The 22,078-nt window shown below is 72.2% G+C and carries 22 protein-coding genes and 1 other RNA gene; 12 read left to right on the forward strand and 11 right to left on the reverse strand.

The annotated features are described in order from the left end of the window. The first annotated feature begins 70 nt into the window (after positions 1–70). From ACTZWW_RS06720 to bchJ, 3 genes are all read left to right on the forward strand, one after another. Positions 71–976: a DUF2865 domain-containing protein gene (locus ACTZWW_RS06720; RefSeq protein ID WP_444780168.1), complete on the forward strand. Its 906-nt coding sequence runs from the start codon at positions 71–73 to the stop codon at positions 974–976. Positions 977–1,091: 115 nt separating this feature from the next. After that, entirely contained in the window at positions 1,092–2,792 is a 1,701-nt protein-coding gene (gene bchE / locus ACTZWW_RS06725) for a magnesium-protoporphyrin IX monomethyl ester anaerobic oxidative cyclase (protein ID WP_444780169.1), read from the forward strand. 3 nt (positions 2,793–2,795) lie between these two features. Then, positions 2,796–3,440 carry a bacteriochlorophyll 4-vinyl reductase gene (gene bchJ / locus ACTZWW_RS06730; protein ID WP_444780170.1) on the forward strand — a complete coding sequence of 215 codons (645 nt, stop codon included), beginning with the start codon at positions 2,796–2,798 and terminating at the stop codon, positions 3,438–3,440. On the opposite strand, the gene ACTZWW_RS06735 is transcribed toward bchJ, so the two are convergent. After that, the gene (locus tag ACTZWW_RS06735) at positions 3,430–3,588 is read right to left on the reverse strand and encodes a hypothetical protein (RefSeq protein WP_444780171.1); all 159 of its coding nucleotides are present in this window, start codon (positions 3,586–3,588) and stop codon (positions 3,430–3,432) included. The genes bchJ and ACTZWW_RS06735 overlap by 11 nt on opposite strands. A gap of 98 nt (positions 3,589–3,686) precedes the next feature. Beyond that, positions 3,687–4,082, reverse strand: an RNA gene (gene rnpB / locus ACTZWW_RS06740) — RNase P RNA component class A. 173 nt (positions 4,083–4,255) lie between these two features. Between rnpB and ACTZWW_RS06745 the strand changes: the two genes are divergently transcribed. The 3 genes from ACTZWW_RS06745 (at position 4,256) to ACTZWW_RS06755 (ending at position 6,226) form a co-directional block, all read left to right on the forward strand. Next, on the forward strand, positions 4,256–4,543 hold the full coding sequence (locus ACTZWW_RS06745; RefSeq protein WP_444780172.1) for a hypothetical protein: 288 nt from the start codon (positions 4,256–4,258) through the stop codon (positions 4,541–4,543). 95 nt (positions 4,544–4,638) lie between these two features. After that, positions 4,639–5,379 carry a TerB family tellurite resistance protein gene (locus ACTZWW_RS06750; RefSeq protein ID WP_444780173.1) on the forward strand — a complete coding sequence of 247 codons (741 nt, stop codon included), beginning with the start codon at positions 4,639–4,641 and terminating at the stop codon, positions 5,377–5,379. 70 nt (positions 5,380–5,449) lie between these two features. Beyond that, on the forward strand, positions 5,450–6,226 hold the full coding sequence (locus ACTZWW_RS06755; protein ID WP_444780174.1) for an N-acetylmuramoyl-L-alanine amidase: 777 nt from the start codon (positions 5,450–5,452) through the stop codon (positions 6,224–6,226). Here ACTZWW_RS06755 and ACTZWW_RS06760 read toward each other — a convergent pair. The 4 genes from ACTZWW_RS06760 to accD form a co-directional block, all read right to left on the reverse strand. After that, the gene (locus ACTZWW_RS06760; protein WP_444780175.1) at positions 6,219–7,079 is read right to left on the reverse strand and encodes a DUF1206 domain-containing protein; all 861 of its coding nucleotides are present in this window, start codon (positions 7,077–7,079) and stop codon (positions 6,219–6,221) included. The two genes, ACTZWW_RS06755 and ACTZWW_RS06760, sit on opposite strands and share 8 nt — an antisense overlap. Positions 7,080–7,154: 75 nt before the next feature. Next, positions 7,155–7,748, reverse strand: coding sequence for a septation protein A (locus tag ACTZWW_RS06765; protein WP_444780201.1), 594 nt, complete (start codon positions 7,746–7,748; stop codon positions 7,155–7,157). A gap of 65 nt (positions 7,749–7,813) precedes the next feature. After that, a complete protein-coding gene (locus ACTZWW_RS06770; RefSeq protein WP_444780176.1) occupies positions 7,814–9,139 on the reverse strand; it encodes a bifunctional folylpolyglutamate synthase/dihydrofolate synthase in 1,326 nt (441 codons plus the stop codon). A gap of 38 nt (positions 9,140–9,177) precedes the next feature. Beyond that, on the reverse strand, positions 9,178–10,215 hold the full coding sequence (accD, locus tag ACTZWW_RS06775) for an acetyl-CoA carboxylase, carboxyltransferase subunit beta (RefSeq protein WP_444780177.1): 1,038 nt from the start codon (positions 10,213–10,215) through the stop codon (positions 9,178–9,180). A 231-nt stretch (positions 10,216–10,446) separates the two neighbouring features. Between accD and ACTZWW_RS06780 the strand changes: the two genes are divergently transcribed. Then, positions 10,447–11,337: a helix-turn-helix transcriptional regulator gene (locus ACTZWW_RS06780; RefSeq protein WP_444780178.1), complete on the forward strand. Its 891-nt coding sequence runs from the start codon at positions 10,447–10,449 to the stop codon at positions 11,335–11,337. A gap of 10 nt (positions 11,338–11,347) precedes the next feature. Here the strand turns inward: ACTZWW_RS06780 and ACTZWW_RS06785 are convergent, their stop codons facing one another. Next, the gene (locus ACTZWW_RS06785) at positions 11,348–12,265 is read right to left on the reverse strand and encodes an SMP-30/gluconolactonase/LRE family protein (RefSeq protein ID WP_444780179.1); all 918 of its coding nucleotides are present in this window, start codon (positions 12,263–12,265) and stop codon (positions 11,348–11,350) included. 235 nt (positions 12,266–12,500) lie between these two features. Here ACTZWW_RS06785 and ACTZWW_RS06790 point away from each other — a divergent pair, with 235 nt between their 5' ends. Further along, positions 12,501–13,079, forward strand: coding sequence for a DUF1579 family protein (locus ACTZWW_RS06790; protein WP_444780180.1), 579 nt, complete (start codon positions 12,501–12,503; stop codon positions 13,077–13,079). On the opposite strand, the gene ACTZWW_RS06795 is transcribed toward ACTZWW_RS06790, so the two are convergent. After that, the gene (locus tag ACTZWW_RS06795; RefSeq protein WP_444780181.1) at positions 13,066–13,989 is read right to left on the reverse strand and encodes a LysR family transcriptional regulator; all 924 of its coding nucleotides are present in this window, start codon (positions 13,987–13,989) and stop codon (positions 13,066–13,068) included. The two genes, ACTZWW_RS06790 and ACTZWW_RS06795, sit on opposite strands and share 14 nt — an antisense overlap. Before the next feature lie 119 nt (positions 13,990–14,108). Between ACTZWW_RS06795 and ACTZWW_RS06800 the strand changes: the two genes are divergently transcribed. The 3 genes from ACTZWW_RS06800 (at position 14,109) to ACTZWW_RS06810 (ending at position 17,900) form a co-directional block, all read left to right on the forward strand. Beyond that, the gene (locus ACTZWW_RS06800; protein WP_444780182.1) at positions 14,109–14,774 is read left to right on the forward strand and encodes an SDR family oxidoreductase; all 666 of its coding nucleotides are present in this window, start codon (positions 14,109–14,111) and stop codon (positions 14,772–14,774) included. 89 nt (positions 14,775–14,863) lie between these two features. Beyond that, positions 14,864–16,519 (forward strand): FAD-dependent oxidoreductase, encoded by a 1,656-nt coding sequence (locus tag ACTZWW_RS06805; RefSeq protein WP_444780183.1) that lies wholly within the window; start codon positions 14,864–14,866, stop codon positions 16,517–16,519. A gap of 151 nt (positions 16,520–16,670) precedes the next feature. After that, on the forward strand, positions 16,671–17,900 hold the full coding sequence (locus ACTZWW_RS06810; RefSeq protein ID WP_444780184.1) for a site-specific DNA-methyltransferase: 1,230 nt from the start codon (positions 16,671–16,673) through the stop codon (positions 17,898–17,900). 30 nt (positions 17,901–17,930) lie between these two features. Here the strand turns inward: ACTZWW_RS06810 and ACTZWW_RS06815 are convergent, their stop codons facing one another. Further along, positions 17,931–18,686: a class I SAM-dependent methyltransferase gene (locus ACTZWW_RS06815; RefSeq protein ID WP_444780185.1), complete on the reverse strand. Its 756-nt coding sequence runs from the start codon at positions 18,684–18,686 to the stop codon at positions 17,931–17,933. A 328-nt stretch (positions 18,687–19,014) separates the two neighbouring features. Here ACTZWW_RS06815 and ACTZWW_RS06820 point away from each other — a divergent pair, with 328 nt between their 5' ends. Further along, positions 19,015–20,004 (forward strand): class I SAM-dependent methyltransferase, encoded by a 990-nt coding sequence (locus ACTZWW_RS06820; protein ID WP_444780186.1) that lies wholly within the window; start codon positions 19,015–19,017, stop codon positions 20,002–20,004. Here ACTZWW_RS06820 and ACTZWW_RS06825 read toward each other — a convergent pair whose 3' ends face one another. Both ACTZWW_RS06825 and ACTZWW_RS06830 read right to left on the reverse strand, forming a co-directional pair. After that, positions 20,005–21,357 carry a sensor histidine kinase gene (locus ACTZWW_RS06825; protein ID WP_444780187.1) on the reverse strand — a complete coding sequence of 451 codons (1,353 nt, stop codon included), beginning with the start codon at positions 21,355–21,357 and terminating at the stop codon, positions 20,005–20,007. It lies immediately after the preceding gene. Further along, the gene (locus ACTZWW_RS06830; protein WP_444780188.1) at positions 21,354–22,034 is read right to left on the reverse strand and encodes a response regulator; all 681 of its coding nucleotides are present in this window, start codon (positions 22,032–22,034) and stop codon (positions 21,354–21,356) included. Before ACTZWW_RS06830 ends, ACTZWW_RS06825 begins: the two co-directional genes overlap by 4 nt. Positions 22,035–22,078: the final 44 nt, after the last annotated feature.

Genomic DNA, 22,078 nt, shown 5'->3' on the forward strand with positions numbered 1-22,078 from the left:
GGCAACGGAACTCTTCCCCGGATGGAGACTTGCCGTTCCAAATGCTGGAACGACCCATCGGGGTACCACCGTGAACATCCACAAGACTGGCCGACGCGCCGGCGATACGCCGCGCGCGAACGACCGTGCGCGAACGGCCGCCCGCCTCGCCGGCATCGCCCTCCTCGCCGCAGGCCTGGCGCCGGCGCTCGCGCCGAGCGCCGTCGAGGCGACCGGCGCGCTCGACTTCTTCCGGGCGGACGCCCGCGCTCCGGCAGCGCAGCGGGTGAACGCGCCACCGCCCCCGCGCGACGCCTTCGCGCGGCGCCACCGCGTCCTGCCCACGGCGACGCAGCCGGCGACGCTCGACGGGTCCTCCGCGTCGGGCGGGAGCCCGCAAGGTTCCTCGCGGATCGCGTCCGGCCCCGCGGGGCGCACCATGTGCGTGCGCATGTGCGACGGCTACGCCTTCCCCGTCGGCGATCTCGCCTCCCAGCGCGACCTGCCGCTGCACGACCTCGCCTGCAACGCCGGCTGTCCGGGCGCGCCGACGAAGCTCTTCGTGCTCTCGCCGGGCGAGGACGACCTCGACCGCGCCCGCGCCGCCGACGGCATGCGCTACGCCGACGTGCCGATGGCGGGCGCCTACCGCACCTCGACGGACGACACCTGCTCGTGCCAGGGCCCGAACCGGCGCGTCGCGGAGCGGCTCGACATCCGCCTCGACATGACGCTTCGCCGCGGCGACATCGTCATGACGAACGAAGGTCCCCTCGTCTTCCGCGGCCGCGACGGCCGTCCCTCGGGGCTCGCCGACTTCCGACCCTTCCGCGAGGCGCAGATGACGGCGAGGCTGCGCGAGAAGGCCGACGAGCGGCTGGGCATCAGCGCGCGCGAGGCGGTGGAGGACGCGTTCGCGCGGGAGAACGGGCTGCGGCGCACGATGGCCGAGCTCGATCCGGCCGAGCTCGAGACGGCGGTGCTCGACGCGCAGTAGTCCGGCGGGCAGCGCCGGTGAACCTCGGTGCGATTGCGGAGCCTTGATCTAGATCACGTTGCCTGACGGCTCGATGTGTCAGCTTTTCCTGACAAGACCGTCGGGAGGCTCCCCCATGCGCATCATGCTGATCCACCCCAACTACCATTCCGGCGGCGCCGAGATCGCCGGGAACTGGCCGCCCGCCTGGGTCGCCTACCTCGCGGGATCCCTGAAGAGCGCGGGCTTCACGGACGTCGTCTTCGTCGATGCGATGACGAACCATCTCTCCGACGAGCAGATCCGCGCCGAGATCGAGAACGCGAACCCCGACATGGTCGGGACGACCGCCATCACCCCCTCGATCTACAAGGCCGAGCGGGTGCTCGAGATCGCGAAGGAGGTCAACCCGGAGATCGTCACGGTCATCGGCGGCGTGCACGCCACCTTCATGTACAAGCAGGTCCTGTCCGAGGCGCCCTGGATCGACGTGGTCGTGCGCGGCGAGGGCGAGGAGATCATCGTCGACCTGTGCACCGCCGTGCTCAACGGCCGCTGGCCGCAGGACCGCAACTCCATCCGCGGGCTGGCCTTCCGCGAAGGCGAGACGATCGTCGCGAGCCCGGCGGCGCCCACCGTCAAGAACGTCGACGCGATCTCGCCGGACTGGTCGCTGCTCGAGTGGGAGAAGTACATCTACATCCCGCTCGGCGTGCGCGTCGCGATCCCCAACATGGCGCGGGGCTGCCCCTTCACCTGCACCTTCTGCAGCCAGTGGAAGTTCTGGCGCGACTACCGGGTGCGCGACCCGAAGAAGGTGGTGGACGAGATCGAGGCTCTGGTGCGCGACCACCAGGTAGGCTTCTTCATCCTCGCGGACGAGGAGCCGACCATCAACAAGAAGAAGTTCACGGCCTTCTGCCAGGAGCTGATCGACCGCGGCCTGCCCGACAAGATCAAGTGGGGCATCAACACCCGCGTCACCGACATCCTGCGCGACATCGACGACCTGAAGTTCTACCGCGCGGCCGGCCTCGTCCACGTCTCGCTCGGCACCGAGGCGGCGGCGCAGATGAAGCTCGACCGCTTCAACAAGGAGACCACGATCGAGGACAACAAGCGCGCCATCCGCGCGCTGCGCGACGCCGACATCTTCGTGGAGGCGCAGTTCATCGTCGGGCTCGAGAACGAGACCGCCGAGACGCTGGAGGAGACCTACCAGATGGCGCGGGACTGGGACCCGGATCTCGCCAACTGGTCGATGTACACGCCCTGGCCCTATACGCCGCTGTTCCAGGAGCTGGGCGACAAGGTCGAGATCTACGACTTCGACAAGTACAACTTCGTCACGCCGATCATCAAGCCCGACGCGATGGAGCGCGGCGAGCTGCTCGACCGGGTCATGAACAACTACCGGCGCTTCTACATGAAGAAGGCGCTGTTCGACTACCCGTGGAAGGGCAAGGGCTTCCGACGGCGCTACCTGCTCGGCTGCCTGAAGGCCTTCCTGAAGGCCGGCTTCGCGAGGACGTTCTACGACCTCGGCAAGGTGAACTACTGGGGGCCGCAGTCGAAGGGCAAGGTCGACTTCCACTTCGACGACACGCGCCGGATCGCCCCGGCCCAGGCGGACGAGTGGCAGGCGGCGGCGGATCGCGCCAAGGCGCATCGCAAGGCCAAGCAGAGCGCGGCCCTGCGCGAGCGCGCGGCGGTGGCGAAGGCGGCGCGCGCCGACGTGCGCGAGACGCCGCCGGGGGCGCTCCCCGATACCGCCGGCGGCGAGGGTCCCGTCATGGCCTGCGGCGGCGGCAAGCAGCAGATGGCAGAGGACGCCTGAGCCATGGGCGCGCCCCCCGCCGCACTCCCGGCGGACCTCGCCGACGCGGACGCCCCGGCCGCGTCGGCGTCGGCACGCATCGGGCCCAACGCCATCATCCAGATGCGCGAGGTACTGCTCGAGGCGCTCGGCCGCCGGGAGACCGGGCGAATCCTCGTGCAGGCCGGGCTCGAGCCCTACGTCTTCGCGCCGCCCGCGGCGATGGTCGACGAGCGCGAGGTTGCGGCGCTCCACGCCGTCCTGCGCGCCGCGGTCGGCGAGCCGATGGCGGCGGAGCTCGGCTTCGAAGCCGGGCTACGCACGGGTCGCTACCTGCTCGCGCATCGCATCCCCGCACCGGCGCGGTGGCTCCTCGCCCGCCTTCCGGCGCCGCTCACGAGCCGGCTCCTCCTGAAGGCGGTGGCGCGTCATTCCTGGACCTTCGCGGGGTCCGGCGCCTTCTCCGTCCTCGCCACGGCGCCCGCGCGGGTACGGATCGGCGGCTGCCCGCTCGTCGCGGGCGCGCGCCTCACGCTGCCGGGTTGCGCCTTCTACGCCGGCACGTTCGAGGCGCTCTGGCGCGCCCTCGTCCATCCGCGCGCCCGCTGCCGCCAGACCGCCTGCGAGGGCCGCGGCGACGCCGCCTGCCTGTTCGAGATCAGCTGGTAGGCGGCGTGCGCGCCGCCTCGCGGCTCGCCGCCTCACGGTCGCGCCGGATCTCCCGGCGCACCGAGACGAGCTGCCAGATGCCGAAGGCGATGGGCAGCAGGAGCCACAGGCCCGCCTTCCCGAGCGTGAATATCTCCGCAGCGTTCATGTCGACACGCCTCCTTCGCCGGGGTCTACGCACGGCGCGGCGCAGCCGACCTGCGACACGACGACCGCGATCGGCGAGGGCGTTGCATTCGGCGAAGTCGCGTCAGCCGGCCTGTAAGCCGGGTTCTGTCCACGCGGGTCACCCCGCGATGGGCGGCCATTCATCTGGGATGACCGTTGCCGGCCACCTCGTGCAACCAACCCGGACGACGAGGCCGGAGACGGCCCTGGGGCGCGGTTGCGCCCCGTGTCGTCCCTATTCGGTCTTGCTCCCGGTGGGGTTTGCCGTGCCGGGCGCCGTTGCCGGTCCCGCGGTGCGCTCTTACCGCACCCTTTCACCCTGACCGCGGACGGGCCGGAGCCCGCCGCGGCGGTCTGCTTTCTGTGGCACTGTCCCTGGGGTCGCCCCCGCCGGACGTTATCCGGCACCGTTTCTCCGTGGAGCCCGGACTTTCCTCCCCGCGCGATGCGCGGAGCGGCCGCCCGGCCGACTGACGCGGGCTCCATGTGGGCGCGCGGCCCCACCCTCGTCAAGCGCCACCGCGCATCGGCCTCCGGCGACCGCGCCCGACGATCCGCGCGGCGCGGGGGAACGGACGTGCGATCTCCGCGTTCTGGGTTGGATTTCGACCGCCCGGCGTTCCGGGCCTCGAGGGAGGAGATCACCCATGAAACGCTTCGCTACGCTTCTCGCCGCCGGCGCGCTCGCCTTCTCGGTCGGCGCCTGCACGACCCCCGGCGAGCGCGCGGTCGGCGGTGCCCTGATCGGCGGCGCGGGCGGGGCGGCCGTCGGCAGCGCGGTCGCCGGATCCGGCAACCGCGGTGAGGGCGCCCTCATCGGCGGCGCGCTCGGTGCCGGCGCCGGCGCGATCATCGGCGCGGGCACGGCCCCCGCCGCCTCGGGCTGCCCGCGCGGCTACTATCTCGCCAGCGACGGCTACTGCTACCCCGCCTGAGGACGACAGTCCTGCACAATCGCTCGCGAAGGCCCGGGAATCCCTCCCGGGCCTTCCGCTTTTGCGCTAGCGTCTCGGGCGATTCGGGAAGGCCTGTGGCGATGAGCGTGTGGGGAAAGCTCGGCGGGTTCGGGATCGGCTTCGTGGTCGGCGGGCCGATCGGCGCGCTGATCGGTGCCGCGATCGGCCACGTCCTCGTCGACCGCGAGGGTGCGCCGTTCCGCGAAGGAGGCCTTCTCGGCCCGACGCCCAAGGACGTGGTCTTCACCACCGGCCTCGTCGCGCTCGCGGCGAAGATGGCCAAGGCGGACGGCGTGGTGATGCGCTCCGAGCGCGAGGCGTTCCGCCGGATCGTCGAGGTCGACGAGGCGGACCGCGCCCGGGTCGAGGCGCTGTTCGATCTGGCGAGCCGCACCGCCGACGGCTACGAGTCCTACGCGCTGCAGATGCGCGAGCTCCTCGCCGACGAGCCGGCGCTGCTCGAGGACGTGCTCGACGGCCTCTTCCTCATCGCCGCCGCCGACGGGGCCGTGCACGAGCGCGAGTTCGCCTTCCTGGGCGAGGTCGCCCGCATCTTCGGCTTCGACGCCGCCCGGTTCGAGCGGGTGGCCGCGCGCCACGTGGCCTTGGAGGACGATCCCTACGCCGTGCTGGGCGCGACCCGCGAGATGGACGACGCCGCGCTCAAGGCGCAGTGGCGCCGCCTCGTCGCCGAGATCCACCCCGACCGCGCCGTCGCCCGCGGCCTGCCCCCGGAAGCCATCGCCATCGCCACCCGCCGCCTCGCCGCGGTCAACGCGGCGTGGGACCGGATCGCGCGGGAGCGCGGGCTGTAGGATCGCGGACGCTGGCGCCACGTCCGCATCGCGCATAAGTCAACGGGACGATCGAAGAGCCTCCAGCGACATGCCCCACCCCTCCCCCGAATCCCAGCACGCGCAAAAGGTCTTCCCCTCGCCGAATCACGGCGAGCGCAAGGACGGGAGGCGGCCGGACATGCTGGTCCTGCACTACACCGGCATGCCCGATGCCGGGCAGGCGCTGCAATGGCTGTGCAACCCCGTCTCCGAGGTGTCCTGCCACTACTTCGTCTTCGAGGACGGCCGCACGCTCCAGCTCGTACCGGAGGGACGGCGGGCGTGGCACGCGGGGGTGTCGAGCTGGGCGGGCGAGACCGATCTCAACTCCGCTTCGCTCGGCATCGAGATCGCGCATCCCGGACACGACGAGGCGGGCCGGCTCGCGCCCTATCCGGAGGCACAGATCGCCGCGGTGATCGCGCTGTGCCGCGATCTCGTCGCCCGCTGGGCGATCCGTCCGGAGCGCGTGCTCGCCCATTCCGACGTGGCGCCCTCGCGCAAGCGCGACCCCGGCGAGACCTTCCCATGGGCGCGGCTCGCCGCCGAGGGCGTCGGGCACTGGGTCTCGCCGACGCCGATCCGCGACGGCCGCTTCTTCCAGCGTGGCGAGGAGGGCCCGCCGATCGAGGCGCTGCAGGCCATGCTCGCGCTGTACGGCTGGGGCGTCCCGATCGACGGCGTCTTCGGCGAGACGACGGAGCAGGTTGTGAGCGCGTTCCAGCGCCACTTCCGCCCCGAGCGCATCGACGGCGTGGCCGACGCCTCGACGATCACGACGCTGCGGGACCTGATCGCGGCGCGCGGGAGAGCACCCGTCAGCTGACCTTCCGCGCCCCCCGCTGCGCTGCGCGCTTCGCGTCGCCGGCGGCATCGTCCATGTCCGGCGCGTCGATGCGGCGGTAGACCGCCTGCACGAGGCCGAAGACGCCGAAGGCGAACAGGCCGGCGGCGACGAGCCCGAGGAGCACCCAGCCGTAAGGCTGCTCCTGGAGGGTGCGCAGCGCCCCGCCGAGCCCCCGCGCCTCGCTCGACTGCGCCTGCCAGGCGGCCACCACGAGAAAGCCGCCGATGATCAGGAACACCACGCCGCGCGCCGCGAAGCCGGCGCGGCCCAGCGGCACGACCCAGCCGCGCTGCTCGGGCGCGTAGTGCAGGTGCTTCGTCACGTCGCCCTTCCAGGCGCGCCCGAGGAACGCGACGCCGACGCCCGCCACGGCGAGACCGACGAGGCCCAGCAGCCAGCGGCCGAAAGGCTGCGCCAGGAGCCAGGCGGACCAGCTCTGCGCGCCGCCGTCCCCCGACCCGCCGCCGCCCGTCGCCCAGCCGAAGGCGAGGCCGGCGGCGTAGACGGCGAGCGAGAGATAGACGATCCCGCTGATCACGTGCGCGCCGCGGATGGCGAGCCCCTTGCCGGACGTCCCGCGACGATCCGCGTCGCTGACCGCCGCCACCTCCCGCCAGACGGCGAAGGCGAGAAGCCCGAGCGCGATGACGGCGAGCAGCGCCTTGCCGTAGGGCTCGTCGAGCAGGCTCGCGAGCGCGTTGCGGCTGCCGCCGGTATCCCCGCCGGCGCCGACCGCCGCCATCACGGCGAGCCCGCCGACGAGCATGTAGACGATCCCTCGGGCGGCATAGCCGACCCGTGCCGTCTTCTCCAGGGCGTTGGAACCCGCCATGTCTCGCTCTCCCCTCGCGTGTGCGTTCGCGAGAGGAAGTCGAGAGGCGGCGCGACGGTTCCGACGTGCTTTGCGCTACGCCGCGCTCTCCCCGTCGCCGCTCTTGTCCTCGTGCTTGAGGATCAGCGGCGTCTGCGCGAGCGCGAAGGCGAGCGTGATCGGCATGATGCCGAAGACCTTGAAGCTCACCCAGAAATCCGTCGTCTGGGTGCGCCAGACGACCTCGTTGACAGCGGCCAGGAAGAAGAAGAACAGCCCCCAGCGGAAGGTGAGCTTGCGCCAGCCCTCGTCGGTGAGCTTGAACACGGAATCGAGGACGATGGTCAGAAGCGACTTGCCGAACCACAGTCCCCCGAGCAGCACGGCGCCGAACAGCGTGTTCACGATCGTCGGCTTGAGCTTGATGAACAGCTCGTCGGCGAGGATCAGCGTCAGCCCGCCGAACACGACGACGACGACGCCCGAGACGAGCGGCATCATCGGCAGGCGCTTGACCAGCGCGTAGTGGATCGCGAGCGCCACCACCGTCGCCACCACGAAGGCGGCGGTTGCCGTCATGATGTCGAAGCGCTGGTTGGCGAAGAAGAACAGCCCCAGCGGCCCGAGCTCCAGCGCGAGCTTCACGAGCGGGTTCAGGTGCGCCGGATGGGCGGGATCCTCGGTCTTCAGCATGGCCCGGAACCTACGCGGCGCGGGCGCGCGGGGCAAGCGCCCCGCGGTCGACACCCCCCTCGTCAAGCCGGCAGCGACCCGTTCGCCGCCAGCACGCTTCCCGCGAGATACAGCGACCCGCAGATCAGCACCCGCGGCGGCGCGTCCCAGACCGTGTCGTTGAGGACGGCGAGCGCGGCCTCGACGCTCGGCGCGGTCGACGTGACGAGGCCCACCGAGGCGGCGATGGCGGCGACCTCCTCGGGCGGGCGCGCGGCCATCTGCGAAGGGATCGGCACGCAGATCACCTCGCGGGCGAGGCCTGAGAAGTTCTTCAGGAAGCCGGTCGCGTCCTTGGTGCCGAGCATGCCGACGATCATCACGAGCGGCACGTCGGCGCGCTCGGCCCTGTCGGCCATCGCGGCGGCGACGGCGCGGCCGCCGTCGGGGTTGTGGCCGCCGTCGACCCAGACCTCGGAGCCCTCCGGCGCGAGCGCCGGCAGCACGCCGCGGGTGAGGCGCTGGAGGCGCCCGGGCCAGTCCACGCTCGTCATCCCGCGCTCGAAGGCCTCCGCCGGCAGCCGCGAGAAGCCGGCGGCGCGCAGGCCGGCGATGGCAGCGCCGGCATTGACGAGCTGGTGCGCGCCCGGCAGCCGCGGCATCGGCAGGTCGAGGAGCCCGTCGTCGTCCTCGTAGACGAGCCGGCCGCCCTCCTCGTGAGTCGAGAAGTCCTGCCCGCCGACGCGGATCCGAGAGGCCCGGACGCGCTCGGCGGCGGCGACGAGCGTCCGCTCGGCCGCCTCGTGGTCCTGGCGCGCGATCACCGCCGGGCAGCCGCGCTTGAAGATGCCGGCCTTCTCGCCGGCGATCTTCTCGATCGTGTCGCCGAGATACTCGGCGTGGTCGAGGCCGATCGAGGTGACGATCGCCGCCGCCGGCTCGGCGATCACGTTCGTGGCGTCGAGCCGGCCGCCGAGGCCGACCTCGAGCAGCAGCACGTCCGCCGGCTCCTCGGCGAACAGCGCCAGCGCGGCGGCGGTGGTGATCTCGAAGACGGTGATCGGCTCGCCCTCGTTCGCCTCCTCGCAGGCGCGCAGCGTCTCCACCAGCCGCTCCTCCGGCACGAAGGCGCCGCCGCCGGGCCGGCCGAGGCGGATGCGCTCGTGGAAGCGCACGAGATGCGGCGAGGTGTAGACGTGCACGACGAGCCCGGCCGCCTCCAGGATCGCGCGCATGAAGGCGATGGTCGAGCCCTTGCCGTTGGTGCCGGCGACGTGGATCGTCGGCGGCAGGCGCTTCTCGGGGTGGCCGAGCCGCGCGAGCAGGCGCTCGATGCGTGACAGCGAGAAGTCGATCGACTTCGGGTGCAGCGCGAGGAAGCGCGCGAGGATGGCGTCCGACGACTCCATGGGCGGCGGCCTGTGTCAGCGAGGGGGTGTGGCGCGCGTCAGCCGCGCGCGGTCTCCGGTGCGGCGGGATCGGGACGGCTCTCGGCGAGGCGCTCGACCCGGCCCTCCGCGTCCGCCGCCGCATCCGTCTCGCCCGCATCGCCCTGCGGCCGCTCGATGTCGAGCGGCGCGTCGCCCGCGCGCTTCTCGAGCGAGACGGACTGCGGCGCGGCGACGGTCGCCGCCTCGAGCGCGGGCGCCTTGGTGAGGAGGCGCAGGAGCGTGACGAGCGTGCCCTTCAGCTCGCGCCGATCGACGACCATGTCGACCATGCCGTGCTCCTTGAGGTACTCGGCCCGCTGGAAGCCCTCGGGGAGCTTCTCGCGGATCGTCTGCTCGATGACGCGCGCGCCCGCGAAGCCGATCACGGCGCCCGGCTCGGCGATGTGGATGTCGCCGAGCATGGCGTAGGAGGCCGAGACGCCGCCGGTCGTCGGGTGGGTGAGCACCACGACGTAGGGCAGGCGCGCCTCCTTGAGGCGGCGCAGCGCCACCGTCGTGCGCGGCATCTGCATCAGCGACAGGATTCCCTCCTGCATGCGCGCGCCGCCCGACGCCACGAACAGCACGAAAGGCGTCCTGCGGGAATACGCGGTCTCGGCCGCGGTGACGATCGCCTCGCCCGCGGCCATGCCGAGCGAGCCGCCCATGAAGGCGAAGTCCTGCACCGCGACGGTGGTGTCGAGCCCGCCCACCGCACCGACGGCGACGCGCACGGCGTCGGGCATTCCGGTCTTGGCGCGGTTCTCCTTGAGCCGGTCGACGTAGCGCTTCTCGTCGCGGAACTTGAGCGGGTCGGTCGCGACCTCGGGCAGCGCGATCTCCTCGAAGGCCTCGTCGAAGACGCTGGCGAGCCGCTCCCGCGCGCCCATGCGCAGGTGATGGTTCGACCCGGGAATGACCCAGAGGTTGGCCTCGACGTCCTTGTGGAAGACCATCTGCCCGGTATCCGGGCACTTGATCCAGAGGTTGTCGGGCGTCTCGCGCTTGAACAGCGTCTTGATGCGCGGACGAACGACGTCGGAGATCCAGTTCATGGGCGGCTTTCCTCGCGCGCACGGTCGGGCGCGGTGGGCAGGGCGCTATGGGGTTGGTGCGCGGCTGGCGCCTCTCATAATCCAAATGGCGAAGGGATGCCAATCCGGGAGACGCGGGCGCCGACGTGGCGGATCTTGCGGTGCCGCACGGATCCCGCGGCGCGCATGGTTGTGACGCATGGGAATTCTGGCACACTCCATGCGTCGCTGCGGTGGAGGAGGCCCGGACGGATGCAGGGCGCAGCCTACGACAGCCTGGAGGCCTTCTACCGGGCCGCCTACGGCGAGACGCTCGTCGAGGTGGCGGCGCCGGTGGCGCTCGGCACGACGCTGATCGCGGCGCGCCAGGGCGCGGGCGACTATTCCGACGCCCCCGTGCCGGATCTCGTGATCACCCGCGGGCTGTCGCGCCTCATTCCCTGCACGCTCGACGTCGGTGGCGGGCGTTTCCGGGCGAACGTTCCCCGCAACGCCTTCGTCGTGGTCCCACCAAGGACGCAGACGACGATCCTGCTCGATCGGCCGAACATGATCGAGACCCTGGCCATTCCCTACGCACCGCTGCGCGCGCTCTGCGCCGAGCACCCGTTGCCGCAGGACGGGCATTTCGGTGGGCTCCATCGCCACGCGCTGGAGAGCCCCGCCTTCACCGCCGCCTTCGTGCGGATCACGACCGAGATCCGGGCGGGCAACCTCAACGGTCCGATGTTCGTGGAGGGGCTCCTCATGCAGCTCGTCGCCATGATGATGGCGACGGCCGATCGCCCCCTGCCGATCCCGCGGGGCGGGCTCGCGCCCTGGCAGCTCTCGCGTGCGACGGAATACCTGCAGGAGCATCATGCCGAGGCGGTCTCGCTGCGCGAGCTCGCGACCCTGGTGGATCTCTCGGTCTTCCACTTCGCCCGCGCCTTCAAGATCTCGACGGGCCTGCCGCCGCACCGCTACCAGACGGCGATCCGCATGGAGCGGGCGCGACTCCTGCTGGCGACGACGAGCGCGCCCGTGACCGAGATCGCCTTCGCGCTCGGCTACGACAGCTCGCAGAGCTTCGCGCGCGCCTTCCGCGGCACGCACGCGATCTCGCCGACGCGCTTCCGCCAGCAGCGGGAGCGCGTCGGCTGATCGCGGCGCCTCAGCGCGCGATCGGAGAGGCCATCGAGAACACCCGCGCCTCGTTCGTCCCGCCTTCGAGCAGGCTCCCCGTGGTGAGCACGACGAGATCGCCGGCGGAGCCGTAGGGCACGAGCGCCGTGCAGCCGTCGCAGCCCTCGGCGAGGAGCGTCGTGACCGCGCCCGCGCGATCGACGGCGATGACGGTCTCGCCGTGCGAGGCGGCGGCGATGGTGCCGTCGGCGAGGATGCTGAAGTCGTCGATCGGGCCGGTCTGCGAGAACAGGACCGGCGCGCCCGCCGGACGCTCGCCGTCGAGTGCCACGCGGTAGAGCGCGCGGCGCGAGGAGTTCGAGACGTAGAGCTGGCCGTCGGCGATCTCGAGGCCGTTCGCCCCGGGACTGAAGCCTTCGACGGCCGGGTCCACCGCGAGCAGCGGATCGGCCAGCCATTCGGAGATCACCCCCGTCGCCACGTCGAAGCGCCAGATCCGGCCGGCGAGCGAGTCGGCGGCGAGCACCACGCCCGGCGCGAGCTCGACGAGGCCGTTGAGGAAGAGCGCGTCCGGTGCGGGCACGACCCGCGCCGCGCCGCCGTCGCGATCCGTCACCACGAACGCGTTCGTGGCGGTGAAGGAGGGACCCGCCGTGAAGGGCGTGCCGTGCATGGTCAGGACGAGGCCGCTCTCGAGCGAGAGGATTCCCACGGGATGACCGTCCAGCACGACGAGCGGCGTCGGCGCGCCCGTGCCGCTCCAGGCGAGGACCGTGCGGTCGAAATAGCTCGTGAAGACGAGCCGCTCGTCCGGCCCGACATCGAGATTCTCCAGGAACGTCCCCGCAGGGAACGACGCCAGGGTGGTGGTGGCCTCCTGTGCCTGCGCCACGCCGGCGAGCGCGCCGGCGGCGAGGGCGAGGGTGGTGCGCGCGATACGGTTCATGACCTGGTCTCCGACGAGGGAGCGTGGAGGGTGGGCCTCGCCGCCGATCGTGGCGTGTCGCGCCTTGCGCGGGCCGCACGGGTCTTGCTGCGACATCGCCGACGACGGGCCGCCCGGCGAGCGACGCGAGCCGATTTGCGCAAGCGCCGCCACGTCGCGCAATTCGCGGAACGACAGCGGTCCCCGGCGTGCCGCAGGGTCGCGGCGTCCGATCGACGGACGATGGAGACCTCCCATGAAAGCCCTCTTCGCCGGCGTCGCCCTCGCGACGTTCCTCGCCGTCTCGACGCCCGCCGTCGCGGCGGACGACCTCTCCGCCAGCGCCCGCCTCGCCATGCCCGGACCGAGCCACGCTTTGCTCGAGCCGCTGATCGGGACCTGGGACGTCGAGATGCGCGTCTATCCCGGCCCGGGCGCCGAGCCCTTCGTGGCGCAGGGCCTCAGCGCCACGCGGGAATGGATCCTCGGTGGCCGCTACGTGCAGGAGCATCTCTCCGGCGACGTCTTCGGCGCGCCCTCCGAGCGGATCGCGATCCTCGGCTACAACAATCTCGAGCAGCGCTTCGAGCTCGCCACCTTCGACACGTTCGAGCCGGGATCGATGATCTACCAGGGCGCGGCGATGCCCGACGGCACGATCAGCGTCCTCGGCGACAGCACCGAGGCCGGCATGGGCGCGGAGCCCACGGGGCGCAAGCGCACCATCCGCTTCGAGTTCGAGATGACGGAGGCGGGCTCGGTGGAGCGCATCTTCGTGCGCTATCCTGGCGGCGAGGAGTTCCTGTTCGTGGAGCAGATCTTCACGCCGAGCTGACCGGCACCGCCGGGCGCGCGGCGGGCAGCGCGGCGCAGATCTCGACGATCCGCGCCCGCAGCCAGGCCTGCGCCCGGTCGCTTCTGGCGAAGGGCGACCAGAGCATCTGCAACCGCCAGGGCGCGAGCGCCGGGAGCGGCAGGGCGAAGACCCCGAGACCCTCGCCGAAGCGCGCGGCCGCCAAGGAGGGGACGGCGGCCACGAGATCGCTCGCGCGCAGGACCTCGGGAACCGCCATCAGGTGCGGCAGCGCGAGCGCGACCCGGCGCGACAGGCCCTGCGCCGCCAGGAGCTCGTCGACGATCCCGATCGCGTCGCGCCCCTGCGTCACCAGCACGTGGTCGAGCGCGGCGAAGCGCGCCGTGTCGAGCGGTCCGCGCAAGGCGGGATGGTCGGCGCGGGCGACGCCCACGAGCCGCTCCGTCAGGAGCGACGTCACGACGGTGCGCTCCGGCGGGTCTCCGAACACGCCGATGGCGGCGTCGACCGCGCCCCGGTCGATCAAGGCGCCGACCTCGCGCTTCTCGTAGCCGACGATGCGGAGATCGGCGCCGGGTGCGGCGTGGCCGAGGCGGGCGACGAGGGCGGGGGCGACGACGGCGCTGCCGTAGTCCGTCATGGCGACGGTGAAGACCGATGCGGTGGTCGCGGGATCGAACGGGCGCTCCTCGTCGATCGCCCCGCGCAGGTCCGCGAGCGCGGAGAGGACCGTGGGCGCGAGCCGGCGCGCCTTCGGCGTCGGCTCCATGCGCCGGCCGACGTAGGAGAAGAGCTCGTCGTCGAGTTCCCGGCGGAGCCGCCCGAGGGCGGCGCTCGTCGCCGGCTGGCTCAGCCCCAGCATCCGCGCCGCCGCCGACACGCTGCGGGTCTTGTCGAGGGCCTCGAAGGCGAGGAGCAGGTTCAGGTCCATCGGCACGTCTATCCATAGAGTGGATAGATGCTATTCGACTGAACGAATTGTCGCCAGTCCCGCTGCGCCACATCTGCGCTCCATCGGCGGCACGCGCCGCTCCCTCGGAGCAGAGACCCATGACCACCACCCCCCTCGCCATCGTCGCCGGCGTCGGCCCCGGTATCGGCGCCGCCGTCGCGCGCCGCTTCGCTCGCGACGGCTTCCGCGTCGCGCTGATCGCCCGCGACGAGGCACGCCTCGCCGACATCGCGGCGCAGGTCACGAATGCCGGCGGCGTCGCCGCCTCGTATTCCGCCGACCTGTCCGACCACGTCGAGATCCGTCGCGCGATCGCGGCGATCCTGCGTGACCACGGCCGTCCGAGCGTGCTCGTCTGGAATGCGGCCGTGTGGGCGGAAAGCCCCGTGATGGCGCTCGAGCCCGACGCGTTCGATCGAGAGCTGCGGCTCGGCCTCACGGGCGCGGCGACCGCGATGCGCGCGGTCGCGCCCGCCATGAGCGCAGGCGGCGGCACCATCCTCGCGACCGGCGGAGGGCTCGCGCTCGCGCCGCACTACGGCGGGGCCGTTCCGGCGCTGACCGCGGTCAAGTCGGGCCTGCGCGGCTTCGTCCACGCGGCCGCGCCGGAATTCGCCAAGATGGGCATCCGGCTCGCGACGGTGACGATCGCCGGCCAGGTGGCGCCCGGCGGGCCGTTCGATCCGGACCGGATCGCCGAGGCGTTCTGGACGGCGCATGCCGCCCCCACGGCCGAGGTCGAGACGGTCTTCTCGGGCGCCTGACGCCCCCTCCGCGTCGGGGGAGCAAGCCGCGCCACGCGGCCGGCCCCGGCGCGCCCCATACAGAGCCTGCACGCCGTGAGGACATCGCCATGGTCACCCTTCCCGACACGATCGCCGCCCGCCGGCAGGCGCAGATGTTCCCGACGTTGACCGAGGAGGAGATGTCCCGCGCGGCCCGCTTCGGCGCGCGGGTCGCCTTCGCCGACGGGGAGCGGCTGTTCACGGCGGGCGAGCCCGGGGCGGGGCTCTACCTGCTCACGAGCGGGCGGGTGCGGATCACCCGCCGCGACGGGCTCGGCCACGTCGCCCTCATCGTCGAGCACGGGCCGGGCGCCTTCGTCGCCGAGGTGGGCCAGCTCTCGGGCCGCGCCGCCCTCGTCGACGGGCACGCGGTCGGCCCGGTGGAGGCCGTCCTGCTGCCGCCCGAGCGGCTGCGCGCGCTGATGGTGGCGGAGGCCGCGCTCGGCGAGCGCATCATGCGCAGCCTCATCCTGCGGCGTTCGAGCCTGATCGAGACCGGCGACGGCGGGCCGCTCTTCATCGGCCCGCGCGATTCCGCCGATACGGCACGGCTCGCGAGCTTCGTCTCCCGCAACGGCTATCCCTATCGCATGCTCGATCCCGCCGACGACGAGGACGCGGCTCAGCTCGTGGCGCGCTACGCGCCGGAGCCCTCGGAACTGCCGCTCGTCGTCACCGCGGACGGGAGCGTCCTGCGCAATCCGAGCGAAGGCGATCTCGCGCGCGCGCTCGGCATGATCGGCACCCCGGAGGCCGGGCGCGTGTTCGACGTCGCGGTCGTCGGCGCAGGGCCGGCGGGACTCGCCACCGCCGTCTACGCGGCCTCCGAGGGACTTTCCGTCGTCGTGCTCGACGCCCGCGCCTTCGGCGGGCAGGCGGGGGCGAGCGCGCGGATCGAGAACTATTTCGGCTTCCCGACCGGGATCACGGGCCAGGCGCTCGCCGCGCGCGCCTTCGTGCAGGCGCAGAAGTTCGGTGCGGAGATCGCCATTCCCGTGCGCGTCGAGCGCCTCGTCTGCGGCGTGGACGAGGCCCCGCACCGGCTAGAGCTCGAGGGCGGCGGCGCCTATCTCGCGCGTACCGTGGTGATCGCGAGCGGCGCACGCTATCGCCGGCCGCGGCTCGAGAACCTCGCGCGGGTCGAGAGCCGCGGCGTCTGGTACTGGGCCTCGCCGGGCGAGGCCCGCGTCTGCGCCGGGGCGGAGGTCGTCCTCGTCGGCGGCGGCAATTCCGCCGGGCAGGCGGCGGTGTTCCTGTCGGGCCACGCGGCGCGCGTGCGGCTGATGGTGCGCGGCCCGTCGCTCGAGGCGTCGATGTCCCGCTACCTCATCGACCGGATCGAGGCGACGCCCAACATCGCGGTCATGACCCGCACCGAGCTCGTCGCGCTCGTGGGAAGCGACGCCGGTCTCGAGCGCGTGCGCTGGCGCGGTCCCGACGGCGAGGCCGAGGCGGCGATTCGGCACGTCTTCCTCTTCGTCGGCGCCGAGCCCGCCAGCGAGTGGCTTTCCGGATGCGCCGTCGCGCTCGACGACAAGGGCTTCGTCGTCACCGGGGCCGACGGGGCGCCGACGCTCGCGACGAGCCGGCCCGGGATCTTCGCGGTGGGCGACGTGCGCTCGGGCTCGGTGAAGCGGGTGGGCGGCGCCATCGGCGAAGGCGCGGCCGTCGTCGCGCAGATCCACGCGCACCTCGCGGCTCTCGCCGCCGAGCGCACCGCTTAACGCACGTAAACCAAGAAAATCATTTCAGATCAACGACTAGGCAATATCTGCAGCCCCAATCCGAGACGCATTTTCTGCGTCCCGCAAACGCGATCTTTACCCTGACGGCCGCATCCTCCGATCCGTTCAGTCGAGTACACGGTGCATGGCCATGGGTACCTCGCGTACCGGGGCCGCCGGCGCCGCCGCCCGGAAACTGGTTTCGCGTACCGGGCGAGCCGCGTCGGCGCCTCGGATGGGGATCACGCATCCCTCGAAGAGCCTCGCAATCCCGGGGCGCATCGCGCCCGCAGATCCGCGAGAGGCGATCCGGGATACCATTCACGTCGGCGACTGCATCGCCGCCCTCGAGCGGCTGCCGGCGGAGAGCGTCGACCTCGTCTTCGCCGATCCGCCCTACAATCTCCAGCTCGAGAGCGCCCTCACGCGGCCGGACCAGAGCGTGGTCGACGCCGTCGACGACGACTGGGACAAGTTCGCGAGCTTCGGGGCCTACGACGCCTTCACCCGCGCCTGGCTGAAGGCCGTGCGGCGCGTGATGAAGAAGACCGCGACGCTGTGGGTGATCGGCTCCTACCACAACGTCTTCCGCGTCGGCACGACCCTCCAGGACGAGGGCTTCTGGGTCCTCAACGACATCGTCTGGCGGAAGGCGAACCCGATGCCGAACTTCCGCGGCAAGCGCTTCACCAACGCCCACGAGACCCTGATCTGGGCCGCCAAGGGACCGGACGCGAAGGGCTACACCTTCCACTACGATGCGCTCAAGGGCGGCAACGACGACGTCCAGATGCGCTCGGACTGGTTCATCCCGCTCTGCACCGGCGGCGAGCGGCTCAAGGACGAGAACGGCGACAAGCTCCACCCGACGCAGAAGCCCGAGGCGCTGCTCGCGCGCGTGCTCCTGTCCTCGTCCAATCCCGGCGACGTCGTGCTAGACCCGTTCTTCGGCACCGGCACGACGGGCGCGGTCGCGAAGAAGCTCGGGCGCCACTTCGTCGGCATCGAGCGCGACCCCGGCTACGCCGCGGCGGCGCGGGCGCGGATCGAGGCCGTCGAGCCGCTCTCGGCCGACGCCATCGCGGCGGCGCCCGACAAGCGCGCGGAGCCGCGCGTGCCCTTCCTCTCCATCGTCGAGAGCGGCTTCGTGCGCCCCGGCGAGCGGCTGATCTGCCAGCGTCGCCGCCACGAGGCGATCGTGCGCCCGGACGGGACGCTCGCGCTCGGCGGCATCGTCGGCTCGATCCACAAGATCGGCGCGCTCGCGCAGGGCCTGCCGGCGTGCAACGGCTGGACATTCTGGCACGCCGAGCGGGAGCGCTCCCTCGTCGTCATCGACGAGTTCCGCAGCCGGGTGCGCGCCACGATGGGCGCCGCCTGACGACGCTCGCGGGTGCAGGCCGTCGCGGCGTCAGTCGCGCACCTTGCGGGCGATGTAGTAGCCATAGCCGAAATGGGCGCGCCAGCGCTCCCAGAGCGCGATCTCGGTTTCCTCCGCCTCGACGATCGCGCGGGCCGCGGGCGCGTCGCCGTGGCGCGCTAGGAAGTCGGGGAAGCGCCGTCGCATCGGCGCGTAGTAGGTCTCCATCCAGCAACGGTCGGGCAGCGGGAAGTAGCCGAGCGGCGTGAAGCCCAGCCGCTCCAGCACCGCCATCTTCGCCGAGGCGGTGTCGACCTGTGGGTACTGGGCGCGCCAATGCGCCTCGAGCGCGTCGGGCCTGCGGTCCGTGAGCCAGGTCAGCTCGGAGACGGCGAGGATGCCGCCCCGCTTCAGGAAGCCGCGCCAGGCTTCGACGCCCGCCTCGAAGCCCATGTTGTAGATCGCGCCCTCGGACCAGATCGCGTCGAGCGAGCCCGGCGCGAAGGTCAGCGCCTCCATCGACGCCTCCAGCGGCGTGATTCGCTCGGCGACGCCGGCCGCGCGCGCCGCCTCCGCGAGCTTCTCGAGGAAGGCCGGCAGGAAATCGACCGCGGTGATTCGCGCATCGAGCGCGTCCGCGAGCACGAGGGTCGAGGCTCCCGTGCCGCAGCCGATGTCGGCGACGTTCAGCCCCGTGCGGCCGACGAGGCCCGAGAGCGCGACGGACAGCCGGGTCTCCGCCTCGCCGCCGGGCCCCTGCCGGTCGCCGTCGACGTGGAGATCGACGAGAAGTGCAGGATCGTCCATCGAAGCGCTCCATCGCGGGCGAGAGAGGGGCGGGCCGTGCGGCCTTACGCAGTCCGCGGTTGAGGACATGCACTTATGCCGCGGCCCGGCACTCCCAGACGAGCGGCTAGGCCCTCCGCTCAGGCTTTCGCTCGTGGCCTGGTTTCGAAAGCGGACTCGAACACTTGGCGAGGGGGCAGAGCAGTGAGTGCATCTTGCTGCACCGCTCGGGGTTTGGCCATCACGGTCGCCTCGCGCCGACGCCGACAGGGTAATCGAGGCGGCTCGGTGATCTCGTCAGGCTGCGGTCAGGAAGTGGAGCTACCTCTCCGACGACAAGGGGAGAATCATGCTCCACGCGCTCATCAATCTTCTGCCCGGCCTACCCTATACTTACGAGGGCGAGAGCCGCCCGTGCGCCGCGTGCGGCGGCACCCACGCGCGCGTTGTCGCCCGCCTCGATCGCCGCCTGAAGCCCTTGCGAACCCTGTGCTGCGACGCCTGTGGGCTGCTGCGCACCGATCCGATGCCGACCGATTCCGCCCTCGCACGCTACTACGCCGACGAATATCGGTTCGACTACCAGTTCACGCGCGGCGCGCCCTCGCGGGTGCATCGCCTGCGCCGGATGCGCGAAGCCGCCGACCGAATCGCCTTGTTGGCGCCGGTCCTGGTTCGAGATGCCCGCGTGCTCGACGTGGGCTGCGGCTCGGGCGAGTTTCTCGAGGCGAGCGCCGTGCGCGGCGTCGTCGGCGCGGGGATCGAGCCGGGTCGGGGCTACGCCGCCCACGCCCGCGAGCGCGCCGGTCTCACGGTTCACGAGACGGATCTCGAGCATGCCACGCTCCCCCGCCACGGGTTCGACGTCGTGACGTCTCATCACGTGCTGGAGCACCATCCCCGCCCGGTCGAGGCGCTCGCCCGGATGCGCGATCTGCTGGCGCCGGGCGGTGTCGTGCACGTCGCCGTTCCCGACATGACGCCGAACGACCGGCCGCTGTTCAAGCGGCTCCACTTCGCCCATGTCCACGGGTTCACGCCGCAGACGCTCGCGCTCGCCGCCTGGCGGGCTGGTCTGACGCGGGACACGCGCTTCACCGCCGAGGGCTGCGTGATGGTGTTTCGCCGCGCGCGCCCGGGCGACGCTCCGGTTCTGCCCGACCCGGCCCATGCGGCGCGGATGACGGCGGACCATCCGCCGGCCCGGCTCGGCGCTCACATCGCCGGGGGCTTCCTGCGTGACGCCTTCGCACGGCTGCGAAAACACCTTCGCGACACGTCCCCCGGCAATACGAAGCCCGAAGACGACGGCCGCCACCCGCTTCGCGAAGCCGCGTAGTCAGGCCGCCCGCCGATAGGCGAGCGCGAAGGTCGTCCCTCCGTCCGCCGTCGGCAGGCATTCCACGCGCCCGCCGTGCGCCTTCTGAATGCGCGCGACGATGGAGAGGCCGAGCCCCGCGCCGCCCGCTTCCGTCGCGGTCCCGCGGGCGAAGGGGTGGAACAGGCGCGGGACCTCTTCACCGGCGATCCCCGGACCTTCGTCCGACACCGCCACACTCGCACCCGGCCCCACGACGACGCGGACCGCGCCGACGCCGTGGGCGGTCGCGTTCTCCACGAGATTCGAAAGAGCGATGTCGACGAACGCGGCGAGCCCTCGCACCGGGGCGGGATCCTCGACGACGAGCTCGATGTCGCGCCCGGCGCCGAGCAGGATCGGCGCGTAACGCGCCACCACCTGCTCCGCGACGGGAACGAGGTCCAAAACAGCGTCCTCGGGGACGACCAGGGCGTCGGCGCGGGCGGAGGCGAGCACCTGCTCGACCGTGCGCGCGAGCCCGCGCAGATCGTGCTCCAGCACGCGGCGCTCCGGGCCGTCGGCCAAACCGTCGAGACGGGCGATGAGCACGGCGAGCGGGGTCCGCAAGGCGTGCGCCGCCTCCGCCGCGCGTCGGCTCTCGTCGTCGAGCGCAGTCTCGAGCCGGGACAACGAACGCCGCGCCGCCTCGACGAGGTCGGCGACTTCGGCGGGGAGGCGCAGATCGGGCACGTCCGGCGCCGGGCGCCCCGGTCCGACGCAGCGCGCCCACGCCGCCGCCCGATCGACCGGCGCCAGCGAGCGGCGGATCGTGACGACGCTCGCGCCGAGCATCAGTGCCAAAGCGGGGACGAGCGGCAGCCAGATGTGGCCGATCAGCTCGTCCAGGAAGACGCCCCTCAGCAGACACCCGGGATCCCCGACGGCGACGAAGACGAGGCGGGCCGGCGGGCTCCCGCCGCGCTCGATCGTGTGTGAGGCGACCAGAGCCGTCGGACCGGACGCACCCGCCGCCTCGAAGCGGGTGAGCCAATCGTCCGCGAAGACGTCGACCGAAGAGGCCGGCGCCGGCACGAGGGCGTCGTTGGCTCCGTCCAGGCGCGCGCCGGACGCGTCGAGCAGGGTGAAGGCGTAGGCGCCCGGATGCTGCGCGTAGAGCAGCCGCGCCTCGTCCGCGACCCGCAGACCGCCGGCCTCCTCGACGAGCGCGCCCTCCAGCCGCGCGAGCTCGGTGCGCATCATCTCGGCTTCGAGCCCCTCCCGATCCGATCCGTAATAGACGGCGACGACGACGAGGTTGAGGAGCGCGACGAGAGCGGCGACGATCGTGAGCCGGACGGCCAGCGTGCGGGCGAGCGAGGGTCCGGCCGTCATCGGCGCTGCTCGTCGTCGACGATCATCCAGCCGAGCCCACGCACCGTGGCGATCGACGCCGAGCTGCCGGCCGCGGCGAGCGCGCGCCGCAGCCGCGAGACGACCGCCTCGAGGGCGTTGTCGCCGATCTCGTCGTCGATCCCATAGACGGCGCTTTCGAGCATGCGCCGGGGCACGACCGTTCCCTTCCGTCGCAAGAGCTTCTCCAGTGCCGCGATCTCGCGTCGCCCGACCGTGACCGCGCCGCCGCCGACCCGGACCTCGCGCGTCACCGTGTCGAGTTCGAGATCGCCGACACGCAGGACGGCCCCCAGGCGTCCGCCGGGGCGGCGCAGGACCGCGCGGCAGCGCGCCGTCAATTCCTGCACGTCGACGGGCTTGACCACGTAGTCGTCGGCCCCGGCATCGAGGCTCGCCACACGGTCGTCGACGCCGTCTCGGGCGGTGAGCACGATGATCGGGACCGCGCCGCCCCGGCGCAGCCGCTCGAGGATGCTCGCGCCGTCCGCGTCGGGCAGGCCGAGATCGAGGATGATCAGGTCGTATAGGGTGAGGCCCGCGAATTCCTCGGCAGCACCGGCGGTCCCGACCGGATCGACCGAGTATCCGGCCCGCTGGAGTGCTTCAGCGAGGGTGACCCGCAGCGCTGGGTGGTCTTCCACCAGGAGCAGACGCATCGGCACTCCTCTCGCCAGCACGCTCTCTCGCTCTTCGCGGATGT

The sequence above is a fragment of the Salinarimonas sp. NSM genome (genome assembly GCF_052380005.1).
Taxonomy (GTDB): domain Bacteria; phylum Pseudomonadota; class Alphaproteobacteria; order Rhizobiales; family Beijerinckiaceae; genus Salinarimonas.